Here is a 10,270-nt window from a genome sequence, read left to right on the forward strand (position 1 = left end):
CCCCGGACCGCCGCCGCTCCGCCGGCACCGGCGCCGACCCCCTCCCCGCCGGGTACGGTCTGGTGATGACCTCGACGCCGCACCGCCCGCCCGCCGGCCCCAAGCCGCCGACCCCGGCGGAGGAGCGCGTCGCCCGACGGGTGCAGCGCCGCTGGTGGGTGTTCAGCGCCCTCGGCGCGATCGGCGTGGTGCTGCTGCTCGGCGTCGTCATCACGGCCCGCGCCGGCAGCATCGCCGTCGACGAGGACTTCATGGGCGAGCTCGTCGAGCACCGCAGCCCGTTCTGGGAGGCGCCCGCCCTCGTCTTCAACGTCGTGGGAGCGGGCCTGATCGGCGTGTTCGTCGTGCCGCTCGGCGTCGCCCTGCTGCTCGTGCTGCGACGTCGGCCCTGGGCGGCCGGCTACTGGATCGCCGCCTGCGCGGCGAGCGCGGGCGTCGTGCAGGTCGTCAAGCACCTGTTCGGCCGGGCGCGGCCGGCGGAGATCCTCGTCGTCAGCGACTACGGCTCGTTCCCCTCCGGCCACACGGCGAACGCGGCCACGATGGCCGTCGTGCTCGGGGTCGTCCTCCGGCGCGCGTGGATCTGGGCGGCGGGGGTCGCCTACACGATCCTCATGCTGCTGAGCCGCACCTACCTCGGGGCCCACTGGCTCACCGACACCGTCGGGGGCCTGCTGATCGGGGCGGGCGTCGCGGTCGTGCTCTGGGCCCCGGTCGCCCACCGCCTCCTCGACGAGCAGGAACGGGCACGGGGCCGCGGCTGGCTCTGGCAGCGCCGCGACGCCGTGCCTAGGCTGACCGCATGACCGACGCGCTCGAGCAGGCCAGGGCGGAGGCCGCCGCGGCGGTCGCCGCCGCCGAGAAGGCGAAGCAGGACGCGGAGGCGGCGCTCGCCCGGGCGCAGCAGCTCGCCGACGCCGCCGAGGCGGCCGAGCGGGAGGCGGCGAGCACCGCCGAGCAGGAGGCGACGAGCCGTGCCGAGCACGAGGCGAGCGCTCCGGCCGAGCCGCCCCGCGCCTCCTCGGGGCCCCTGTCGGGGGAGGCCGTCGAGGCCGTCCGTGCGGGCTACGCCTTCGCCGGGCCCGCGCTCGAGATCGGCGCGCTCGTCAACGGCGAGGCGCTCGCGGACGTGCCGGTGCGGATCCCGCTCGCGATGCTCAACCGCCACGGCCTGGTCGCGGGTGCGACCGGCACGGGCAAGACGAAGACCCTGCAGGTGCTCGCCGAACAGCTCTCCGCCGCCGGGGTGCCCGTGTTCGCCGCCGACGTCAAGGGCGACCTCTCGGGCATCGCGACCGCGGGCGAGCCCTCCGAGAAACTGCTCGCCCGCACGCGCGGCATCGGCCAGGACTGGACCCCCGCCGCCGCCCCGACCGAGTACTTCGCGCTCGGCGGCGTGGGCACCGGCGTGCCCGTCCGCGCCACGGTGAGCGGCTTCGGCTCGCTGCTGCTCAGCAAGGTGCTCGGCCTCAACGACACGCAGGAGTCGAGCCTCGGCCTGGTCTTCCACTACGCCGAGCGGGCGGGCCTGCCACTGCTCGACCTCGCCGACCTGCGGAGCGTGCTGACCTGGCTGACGAGCGACGACGGCAAGGCCGAGCTCGACGACCTGGGCGGGCTGAGCAAGGCGACCGTCGGCGTCATCCTCCGCGAGCTGATCACGTTCGCCGACCAGGGGGCCGACCAGTTCTTCGGCGAGCCCGAGATCGACACCGCCGTCTTCCTCCGTCAGGCCGCGGACGGCCGGGGCGTCGTCAGCCTGCTCGAGGTGCCGGGCGTGCAGGACCGCCCGGCCCTCTTCTCGACCTTCCTGATGTGGCTGCTGGCCGACCTCTACAACGACCTGCCCGAGGTCGGCGACCTCGCGGCGCCGAAGCTCGTCTTCTTCTTCGACGAGGCGCACCTGCTCTTCACCGACGCGTCGAAGGAGTTCCTCGCGCAGATCACCCAGACGGTGCGCCTGATCCGCTCGAAGGGCGTCGGCATCGTCTTCGTCACGCAGACCCCGAAGGACGTCCCGTCCGCCGTGCTCGCCCAGCTCGGCTCGCGGGTGCAGCACCAGCTGCGCGCCTTCACGCCCGACGACGCCAAGGCGCTGCGGGCGACCGTCTCGACCTACCCGACGAGCGAGTACGACCTCGGTGCCGTGCTCACGACCCTCGCCACCGGGGAGGCGGTCGTGACGGTCATGGACGAGCGCGGCGCCCCCAGCCCGGTCGCCTGGACGCGCCTCCGGGCCCCCCGGGGCTCGATGTCGCCGACGCCGGCCGACGTCATGCAGGCGACCGTCGACGCCTCGCCGCTGCAGGCCGTCTACGGGGCCGCGGTCGACCGCGACTCGGCCCGCGAGATCCTCGCCCGCAAGCTCGAGGCCGCGGCCCTGGCGCAGCGCGAGCTGACCGAGGCGACGGCCCGGCAGGCGACCGTCGACGCCCAGCTGAAGGAGGCGGCGGCCCGGGAGCGCGCGGACGCCGCGGCCCAGAAGGGGGCCGAGAAGGAACGGAAGGCCGCGCAGGCCGAGTACGAGCGTCAGCAGAGGGACTTCGAGCGGGCGGAGAAGGCGGCCGCCTCGGCGCGGGCGCGGCGCTCGGGGTCGACCCGCGCCTCCTCGTCGCGGTCGGGCGGCGCGAGCGGCACGGGTGCCGGCGGGGTGATCGGCGACGTGCTCGGCTCGAGCGCCGGCAAGGCGATCGTGCGCGAGGTCGTCAAGGGCATCTTCGGGACGCTGCGACGCCGGTAGGGACGAGCCGGGCCGCGTCGGGCCGGGGCCGCGACCCGGCGGGTCGTCAGCCCGCCAGCACGCCGTAGAGCAGCACGAGGCCGCCCGTCGCCGCGGCGAAGAGACCGACGACGACGGGGCCGCTCAGCCACGGCCTGCCCTCGTACCAGTAGCGGGCCGCGGGGTGCTCGCGGTGGAACTCGCGCGGCGTGAGCGGCTTGGCGACGCGCGTCGTCGGCACGTCGAGGGCCTCGACCACGCGGGCCACGGCCTCCTCCGACCAGTACGTGCCGCGCATGCGGAACAGGCGTGCGCCGGAGGCGTCGGTGGCGTACAGCTGCGGCACCGTCTCGGTCGAGTGGCTGAGGTACGTGCGGACGAGCACGAGCGCGGCGATGCGGTCGCGGCGCAGGCGGACGAAGCCCGGCAGCCAGCCGCGCTTGACGAACTCCGTCGGCGACACGACCGTCGACGAGACGCGGTAGCGCCAGTAGGCGACGAGGCCGATGACGATCACGACGTCGGCGACCCAGAGCACGGCGGGCCAGTCGCCGGTGTCGTGGGTCAGCCAGAGGAGGAGTGCCGCGACGGGCGCGAGGCTCGCGATCGCGGTGAGGGTGGCGCTGCGGGCGAGGGACGGGCGGGGCAGGACGACGACCTCGTCGACCGCGTCGACCAGCTCGACGTCGGCCTCGTACCCGGCCTCGTCGCGTGGCACGTCCAACGTCATCCCGCCCCCTCGGCAGTCACGACGTCCCTCCCCACCGGAGGGGACCGCCACCCCGGCAGCCTGTCGTCGGGGTCGAGCCTAGGTGATCGAGAGCGCCCGCCGGACGATCCTGTCCGGTCCGCGATGCCCCAGTGCGGGGGCGGGCCGCCGGGCCGTCAGCGGTCGCGGAGCTTCTCGAGGTCGCGTCGCTCGCGCTTCGTCGGACGACCCGCGCCGCGCTCGCGGACGGGCACGGCCGCGACCTCCTCTCGCGGCGGGGGAGGGGGCGTCAGGTCGTCCGCGGCCAGCGCCGCCGCCGGGGCGCCGACCCGCTTCACGATGCACTGCCGGACGACCAGGACGCGCTCGACGCCGCCCAGCCGCACCCGCACCTCGTCGCCGGGGCGGACCGCCTGCGCCGCCTTGACCCGCTCGCCGCCGACGCGCACGTGACCCGCGCGGCAGGCCGCGGTCGCCGCCGAGCGCGTCTTCACCACGCGCACCGCCCACAGCCAGGCGTCGACGCGGCAGGAGGCGGGGGAGTCCATCCGACGATCGTACGTCGCGGGGCGGCGGCCGACCGCTCGTCCGAGGGCGTCCGCACGGGCGTCCGTCGTCCGCTACCATTGACGAGGTCGTGCGCCGGGAAGCCAGCGCACCTCAGGAGGATTCGCCTAGTGGCCTATGGCGCACGCTTGGAAAGCGTGTTGGGTGAAAGCCCTCAGGGGTTCGAATCCCCTATCCTCCGCGACCGAATGGCCTTCCCTCACGGGAGGGCCATTCGTCGTCGTGCTGGTCTGGCGCCTCTCGGCGCCGGCAGCGGGCTTCACCGCTGCGGCCTGGCGGCGGGGGCGCCGCCGCCCGGGTCAGGGGAGGTGGAGGGTGAGGTAGCGGAGGTCGAGCCAGCGGCCGTACTTCGTGCCGACCTCGCGCAGCAGGCCCGCGTCCTCGAAGCCGAGCGAGCGGTGGAGGCGCACCGAGCCCTCGTTGCCCGCCTCGACGAGGGCGACCACGACGTGGTGGCCGGCCTCCCTCGAGAAGGCGACCAGCGCCCCCAGCAGGGCTCGTCCGATGCCGGCGCCCTGGTGGCCCGGGCGCACGTAGACGCTGTCCTCGACGGTGTGGCGGTAGCCGTCCTTCGCGTGGAACGGCCCGACGCTGCCGTAGCCGACGACCAGGTCGCCCTCGACGGCCACGATCGCGGTCGTGCCGGGCACGCCGTGCGCGGCCAGCCAGGCCCGGCGTCCCTCGAGGTCGGGCACCACGTCGGTCCAGATCGCGGTCGAGTTCGCGACGGCGTCGGCGTGGATCTCGAGCACTCCCGGCAGGTCGGCCTCGGTCGCGGTGCGGATGAGCATGCGACGAGCCTAGGGGCGTACCGTGCGGGCATGAGCGACGACAGCACCTACACCGCATCCTTCATCGGCGACGACGGCGCCGAGGCCTCCACCGAGGAGCTGACCCTCATCGACGGCCTGCCGCAGAAGAGCCTCGTCCGCCCCGGGTCCCAGGGCGACGACGTCAACTGGGAGCTCGACACGGACAGCACCGCCGACACCGGCTTCGTCTACCGCTCGACCGGCGTCGCCCAGCACGACTACTCCTGAGTCGCGTGCGGCCCCGGGCGGGAGTCGGGCCCGAGCACGCGGTCGAACATCGCGACGAGGGGCCGCAGGTCGCCCCGGTCGCCGAGGCGGCACGCCGCGTCGTTCTCCTCCTTGGTGACGGCCGCCCAGTCGACGTGCCAGCCCTCCTCGTGGCACCAGAGGTCCCAGAAGGCGCGCTGCGCCCGCCCGTTGCCCTCGCGGAACGGGTGCACGTGGTTGAGGTCGCGGTAGAGGCCGGCGAGCAGGCGGACGAACGCGGCGCGCGGCTGGCCGACGGGCGCGGCGGCGAGCTCGTGCTCGAAGGCGTCCAGTGCCTCCTCGAGGTGCTCCGGCGGGGTGAAGCCCCCGCCGTCGCCCTTCTCGATGCCCACGGTGCGGAGCTGGCCCGCCCAGGGGTAGACGAGGCCGAAGACGGTCGAGTGGATCTTGCACAGCAGGTCGCGGCCGTACTCGTCGGGCAGCTCGACCGCGTCGAGCAGGGCCAGGACGGTGCCCGCGAGCTCGTCCTCGACGTGGCGCAGCTCGTCGGCGTCGCGGATGTCGAAGGCGTTCACGAGCACGGTGGTGCCCGGCCACAGGTACGGGTCGTCGGCCACCGGGCGCCGGTCAGCGCGGCGCGCGGGCGGCGGTCACCGTCTGGTCCGCCACGTCGTCGGCCGTGATGTCGCCCGCCTGGTAAGCGGCGATGAGCGCCTGCTGCTCGGGCGAGAGCGTGCCGCCCTCGAGCCGGGTCGACGCGAGGGCGCGCGCGAGGGCGTCGTCACGGCGGAAGCTCGCCGTTCGGGCCTTGCGGGCGGGAGGCATGCGCCCATCGTACGACGCCGCGCGGGCCCGTCGCAGGGCCGGTCTCGGGGTGCCCGCTCACCGGCGGCTCGGAGCCCGCCGGTCGTAGGCTGGGAGTCGTGTCGACCCGCATCTACATCACGTCCGCAGAAGGCCACACCGGCAAGTCCACCGTCGCGCTCGGCGTGCTCGACACGCTGAGCCACGAGCTCGGCCGCGTCGGCGTCTTCCGCCCCGTCGCGCGCTCGACCGACGAGCGCGACTACGTGCTCGAGCTGCTCCTCGCCCACGACGGGGTCGACCTCGACTACGACGAGTGCGTCGGCGTCGACTACGACGACGTGCACTCCGACCCCGACGCGGCCCTCGCGACCATCGTCAGCCGGTTCGCCGCCGTCGAGCGGCAGTGCGACGCGGTCGTCGTCATCGGCTCCGACTACACCGACGTCGGCAGCCCCACCGAGCTCTCGTTCAACGCCCGCGTGGCGGCGAACCTCGGCGCCCCGGTGCTGCTCGTGCTCGGCGGCCGCACCGCCGACGGCCAGGCGGCCCGCACCGGCGCCGACATGCGGCAGGTCGCCGAGGTCACGACGGCCGAGCTCCGCAGCGAGCACGCGAGCCTCCTCGGCGTGGTCGTCAACCGGGCCGACCCCGAGCTGCTCGGCGAGGTCGTCGCCGGCGTGGGCCAGGCCCTGCAGTCGTCGCCGAGCGGACTCGTGCCCGTCTGGGCGATCCCGGAGGACCGCCTGCTCGTCGCCCCCACCGTCCGGGCCGTCCTCGCCGCGACGGGCGCGACCCTCGTCAGCGGAGAAGAGGCCCTGCTCGACCGCGAGGCCGTCGGCGTCGTGGTCGCCGCCATGTCGATGGAGAACGTGCTGCCCCGCCTCACCGAGGGCGCGATCGTCGTCGTGCCGGGCGACCGCTCCGACGTGCTCGTCGCGACCGTGCTGGCGCACGCCTCCGACACGTTCCCCTCCCTCGCCGGCATCGTGCTCAACGGCGGCTTCGCGCTCGCCCCGCAGGTCGAGCGGCTGCTCGAGGGGCTCGGCAGCACGCTGCCGATCGCGCACAACGAGCTCGGCACCTACGACACCGCCCTCGCCATCACGCAGACGCGCGGCCGCCTCGCCGCGGACTCGCCCCGCAAGTACGACCTCGCGCTCTCGCTCTTCGAGCGCCACGTCGACGGCGCCGAGCTGCTGCGCCTCCTGCAGGTCAGCCCGTCGGGAGTCGTGACGCCGCTGATGTTCGAGTACCAGCTGCTCGAGCGGGCCCGCGGCGCGGCGAAGCACATCGTCCTGCCCGAGGGCGGCGACGACCGCGTGCTGCGGGCCGCCTCGTCGCTGCTCCAGCGCCAGGTCGCCCGGCTCACCCTGCTCGGCGACGAGACGGCCATCCGCGCCCGGGGCACCGAGCTCGGCCTCGACCTCTCGGCCGCGCGCGTCCTCGACCCGTTCGACCCGAGCCTCCAGGTGCAGTTCGCGACCGAGTACGCGAAGCTCCGCGCCCACAAGGGCATCTCGGCCTCGATGGCGATGGACACCGTCACCGACGTCTCGTACTTCGGCACGATGATGGTCAAGCTCGGCCTCGCCGACGGCATGGTCTCCGGCGCCGCCCACACGACCGCGCACACCATCCGCCCGGCGTTCGAGGTCATCAAGACCCTGCCCGACGTCGGCGTCGTGTCGAGCGTCTTCCTCATGGCGCTCGCCGACCGGGTGCTCGTCTACGGCGACTGCGCCGTCATCCCCGACCCGACCGCCGAGCAGCTCGCCGACATCGCGATCTCGTCGGCGCAGACCGCCGAGCAGTTCGGCATCGAGCCCCGCGTCGCGATGCTCAGCTACAGCACGGGCGACAGCGGGTCGGGCGCCGACGTCGAGAAGGTGCGCACGGCCACCGCGCTCGTGCGCGACCGCCGACCCGACCTGCTCGTCGAGGGGCCGATCCAGTACGACGCGGCCGCCGACCCCACGGTCGCCGCGGCGAAGATGCCCGACTCGGAGGTCGCGGGGCGGGCGACGGTGTTCATCTTCCCCGACCTCAACACGGGCAACAACACCTACAAGGCCGTGCAGCGGAGCGCGGGGGCGGTCGCGATCGGGCCGATCCTCCAGGGCCTCCGCAAGCCGATCAACGACCTCTCACGGGGCGCCCTCGTCAGCGACATCGTCAACACGGTCGCGATCACCGCCATCCAGGCGGGCACCCCCGCACCGGAGGCGCGCGTCCCGGCCGCCCCGGAGAGCGCCGCCCAGCCCGCCCCCGCGACCCCCGCCTCCTCGTCCACCACCGAAGGGAACACCCCGTGAGCGCAGTCCTCGTCGTCAACTCCGGCTCGTCGTCGTTCAAGTACCAGCTGATCGAGCTCGACGGCGAGACCACGCTGGCGAGCGGCCTCGTCGAGCGCATCGGGGAGGCCGTCGGCTCGGCCCGGCACCGCAACCACGTGACCGGCGACGAGACGAGCAACGACTCGGCCGCGATCGCCGACCACGGCGCCGGCTTCGAGGTCATGCTCGCCGCGTTCCGCGCGCAGGGGCCCTCGTTCGACGAGTACCCGCCGATCGCCGTCGGCCACCGCGTCGTGCACGGCGGCGAGGAGTTCGACCGCGCGACGGTCGTCACGAGCGAGGTCGAGGCGGCGATCGACCGGCTCTCCGCCCTCGCGCCGCTGCACAACCCCGCCAACCTGCAGGGCATCCGCGCGGCCCGCGAGGCCTTCCCCGACGTGCTGCACGTCGCCGTCTTCGACACGGCCTTCCACCAGACCCTCGCGCCGGCGGCCTACACCTACGCCATCGACGCCGAGCTCGCGAAGAAGCACCAGGTGCGGCGGTACGGCTTCCACGGCACGTCGCACAAGTACGTCTCGGAGAAGACCGCCGAGTTCCTCGGGCGTCCGCTCGCCGAGCTGAAGACCATCGTGCTGCACCTCGGCAACGGGGCGTCGGCGGCGGCGATCGACGGCGGGCGCTCGATCGACACGAGCATGGGCATGACGCCGCTCGAGGGGCTCGTCATGGGCACCCGCTCGGGCGACATCGACCCGGCCGCCGTCTTCCACCTGCACCGCGAGGCCGGTCTCGGCTTCGACGAGCTCGAGACGCTGCTCAACAAGGGCAGCGGCCTGCTCGGCCTCACCGGCAGCGGCGACATGCGCGACGTGCAGGACAGCGCCTCGCGCGGCGACGCCGTGTCGGAGGCGGCGCTCGCCGTGTACCGCCACCGCATCCGGCACTACGTCGGCGCGTACGTCGCGCAGCTCGGTGGCCTCGACGCCGTCGTGTTCACGGCGGGCGTGGGCGAGAACAACGCCCTGCTGCGTCGCCGCACGCTGGCGGGGCTCGAGGTGCTGGGCATCCGGGTCGACGACGACCGCAACGAGCTCGCGAGCCGCGCGGCCCGCTTCATCTCGCCCGAGGGGGCGCCGGTGGCCGTGCTCGTCGTGCCGACCGACGAGGAGCTCGAGATCGCTCGCCAGGCGGCAGCGCTGAGCTGAGGGACGGCGGCCGACCACATGGCCGACGCACGAGGGCCCCGGAGGCGCAGGTCGCGCCTCCGGGGCCCTCTCCCGTCGTGCCCGCCCCGGTGACCGGGGGAGGCGCGGATCAGTACTTGATGGTCGCCAGCGCGTCCGAGACGGGGACGTCGCCCGACACGGCCTCGAACTGCGTCCGGACGGCCGTGCCCTCGGTGATCGCCGTGGCGATGATCTCGGCCACGTCGGCCCGGGGGATCGTGCCGCGCTCGACGGTCGTGCCGACGGCCACCTGGCCGGTGCCCGCGTCGTCGGTGAGGCCGCCCGGGCGGACGATCGTCCACTCGAGGCCGTCGCGGCCCCGGAGGTCGGCGTCGGCCTCGCTCTTCGCGCGCAGGTAGACCTGGTAGACGGCGTCGTCGTCCTCGGCGGGCAGCTGCGCCGCCTCGGGGTCGAAGTCGTCGGTGCCGATGGCGGAGACCATGACGTAGCGCGGCACGCCGGCCGCCTCGGCGGCGTCGGCGAGCAGGATCGCGCCGTCGCGGTCGATGGTGAGCTTGCGCTCGGCTCCGCTGCCGCCTCCGCCGCCGGCGGCGAAGACGACCGCGTCGGCGCCGTCGAGGTGCCCCGCGAGGGTCTCGACGTCGGTCTGCTCGAGGTCGAGCACCAGCGCGCGGGCGCCGGCGGCCTCGAGGTCGGACGTGTGGTCGGGGTTGCGCACGATGCCGACGGGGTCGTGCCCGGCGTCGGCGAGTCGGCGTTCGAGGAGCTGGGCGATCTTGCCGTGCCCTCCGGCGATGACGATTCTCATGCCCCCATCGAACGCCCCGTGTCGACGAGCACGCTCAGGAGCCGCTAAACTCGTCAGCGGCTCCTCACGTGGTGCCATCCAGGCCAACTCCCCCAGGGCAGAGATGCAGCAAGGGCAACCGGGCTCTGGCAGGTGCGTGAGGGGTCTTTCCTTTTGC

11 protein-coding genes, 1 tRNA gene and 1 other RNA gene are annotated in these 10,270 nt (G+C 74.3%); 7 read left to right on the top strand and 6 right to left on the bottom strand.

The window, feature by feature from the left end:
* The first annotated feature begins 65 nt into the window (after positions 1 to 65).
* Both EDF38_RS04030 and EDF38_RS04035 read left to right on the top strand, forming a co-directional pair.
* Positions 66 to 806: a phosphatase PAP2 family protein gene (locus tag EDF38_RS04030; protein WP_123354087.1), complete on the top strand. Its 741-nt coding sequence runs from the start codon at positions 66 to 68 to the stop codon at positions 804 to 806.
* On the top strand, positions 803 to 2,740 hold the full coding sequence (locus EDF38_RS04035; RefSeq protein ID WP_123354088.1) for a helicase HerA-like domain-containing protein: 1,938 nt from the start codon (positions 803 to 805) through the stop codon (positions 2,738 to 2,740). The genes EDF38_RS04030 and EDF38_RS04035 overlap by 4 nt, the downstream gene beginning before the upstream one ends.
* 46 nt (positions 2,741 to 2,786) lie before the next feature.
* Here the strand turns inward: EDF38_RS04035 and EDF38_RS04040 are convergent, their stop codons facing one another.
* Together EDF38_RS04040 and EDF38_RS04045 are read right to left on the bottom strand one after the other, a co-directional pair.
* Positions 2,787 to 3,449, bottom strand: coding sequence for a hypothetical protein (locus EDF38_RS04040; protein ID WP_123354089.1), 663 nt, complete (start codon positions 3,447 to 3,449; stop codon positions 2,787 to 2,789).
* Positions 3,450 to 3,604: 155 nt separating this feature from the next.
* Positions 3,605 to 3,976 (bottom strand): RNA-binding S4 domain-containing protein, encoded by a 372-nt coding sequence (locus EDF38_RS04045; protein WP_123354090.1) that lies wholly within the window; start codon positions 3,974 to 3,976, stop codon positions 3,605 to 3,607.
* Positions 3,977 to 4,091: 115 nt separating this feature from the next.
* Here EDF38_RS04045 and EDF38_RS04050 point away from each other — a divergent pair.
* A tRNA-Ser gene (locus tag EDF38_RS04050) sits at positions 4,092 to 4,176 on the top strand.
* Between the two features lie 118 nt (positions 4,177 to 4,294).
* Here EDF38_RS04050 and EDF38_RS04055 read toward each other — a convergent pair.
* On the bottom strand, positions 4,295 to 4,786 hold the full coding sequence (locus EDF38_RS04055) for a GNAT family N-acetyltransferase (protein WP_123354091.1): 492 nt from the start codon (positions 4,784 to 4,786) through the stop codon (positions 4,295 to 4,297).
* A 30-nt stretch (positions 4,787 to 4,816) separates the two neighbouring features.
* Between EDF38_RS04055 and EDF38_RS04060 the strand changes: the two genes are divergently transcribed.
* Positions 4,817 to 5,035, top strand: coding sequence for a hypothetical protein (locus EDF38_RS04060; protein WP_123354092.1), 219 nt, complete (start codon positions 4,817 to 4,819; stop codon positions 5,033 to 5,035).
* Here EDF38_RS04060 and EDF38_RS04065 read toward each other — a convergent pair.
* Both EDF38_RS04065 and EDF38_RS04070 read right to left on the bottom strand, forming a co-directional pair.
* Positions 5,026 to 5,631, bottom strand: a complete 606-nt coding sequence (locus tag EDF38_RS04065) for a Fic family protein (protein WP_123354093.1) — start codon at positions 5,629 to 5,631, stop codon at positions 5,026 to 5,028. The two genes, EDF38_RS04060 and EDF38_RS04065, sit on opposite strands and share 10 nt — an antisense overlap.
* A 10-nt stretch (positions 5,632 to 5,641) precedes the next feature.
* Positions 5,642 to 5,839, bottom strand: a complete 198-nt coding sequence (locus tag EDF38_RS04070; RefSeq protein ID WP_123354094.1) for an antitoxin VbhA family protein — start codon at positions 5,837 to 5,839, stop codon at positions 5,642 to 5,644.
* 98 nt (positions 5,840 to 5,937) lie between these two features.
* Here EDF38_RS04070 and pta point away from each other — a divergent pair, with 98 nt between their 5' ends.
* Both pta and EDF38_RS04080 read left to right on the top strand, forming a co-directional pair.
* The gene (gene pta, locus EDF38_RS04075) at positions 5,938 to 8,133 is read left to right on the top strand and encodes a phosphate acetyltransferase (protein WP_123354095.1); all 2,196 of its coding nucleotides are present in this window, start codon (positions 5,938 to 5,940) and stop codon (positions 8,131 to 8,133) included.
* Positions 8,130 to 9,323, top strand: a complete 1,194-nt coding sequence (locus EDF38_RS04080) for an acetate/propionate family kinase (protein ID WP_123354096.1) — start codon at positions 8,130 to 8,132, stop codon at positions 9,321 to 9,323. The genes pta and EDF38_RS04080 overlap by 4 nt, the downstream gene beginning before the upstream one ends.
* Before the next feature lie 109 nt (positions 9,324 to 9,432).
* Here the strand turns inward: EDF38_RS04080 and EDF38_RS04085 are convergent, their stop codons facing one another.
* Positions 9,433 to 10,113, bottom strand: coding sequence for an SDR family oxidoreductase (locus EDF38_RS04085; RefSeq protein WP_123354097.1), 681 nt, complete (start codon positions 10,111 to 10,113; stop codon positions 9,433 to 9,435).
* Positions 10,114 to 10,168: 55 nt separating this feature from the next.
* Here EDF38_RS04085 and ffs point away from each other — a divergent pair.
* Positions 10,169 to 10,265, top strand: an RNA gene (gene ffs, locus EDF38_RS04090) — signal recognition particle sRNA small type.
* The last annotated feature ends 5 nt before the right edge of the window (positions 10,266 to 10,270 follow it).

It is taken from the genome of Frigoribacterium sp. PhB160 (assembly GCF_003751785.1).
GTDB lineage: Bacteria > Actinomycetota > Actinomycetes > Actinomycetales > Microbacteriaceae > Frigoribacterium.

What these genes read in the sequence shown, in the direction of transcription:
- EDF38_RS04070 (WP_123354094.1), bottom strand. Translation starts at nt 5,839, where the DNA reads ATGCCTCCCGCCCGCAAGGCCCGAACGGCGAGCTTCCGCCGTGACGAC.
- EDF38_RS04035 (WP_123354088.1), top strand. Translation starts at nt 803, where the DNA reads ATGACCGACGCGCTCGAGCAGGCCAGGGCGGAGGCCGCCGCGGCGGTC.
- EDF38_RS04060 (WP_123354092.1), top strand. Translation starts at nt 4,817, where the DNA reads ATGAGCGACGACAGCACCTACACCGCATCCTTCATCGGCGACGACGGC.
- EDF38_RS04055 (WP_123354091.1), bottom strand. Translation starts at nt 4,786, where the DNA reads ATGCTCATCCGCACCGCGACCGAGGCCGACCTGCCGGGAGTGCTCGAG.
- EDF38_RS04040 (WP_123354089.1), bottom strand. Translation starts at nt 3,449, where the DNA reads ATGACGTTGGACGTGCCACGCGACGAGGCCGGGTACGAGGCCGACGTC.
- EDF38_RS04030 (WP_123354087.1), top strand. Translation starts at nt 66, where the DNA reads ATGACCTCGACGCCGCACCGCCCGCCCGCCGGCCCCAAGCCGCCGACC.
- EDF38_RS04085 (WP_123354097.1), bottom strand. Translation starts at nt 10,113, where the DNA reads ATGAGAATCGTCATCGCCGGAGGGCACGGCAAGATCGCCCAGCTCCTC.
- EDF38_RS04045 (WP_123354090.1), bottom strand. Translation starts at nt 3,976, where the DNA reads ATGGACTCCCCCGCCTCCTGCCGCGTCGACGCCTGGCTGTGGGCGGTG.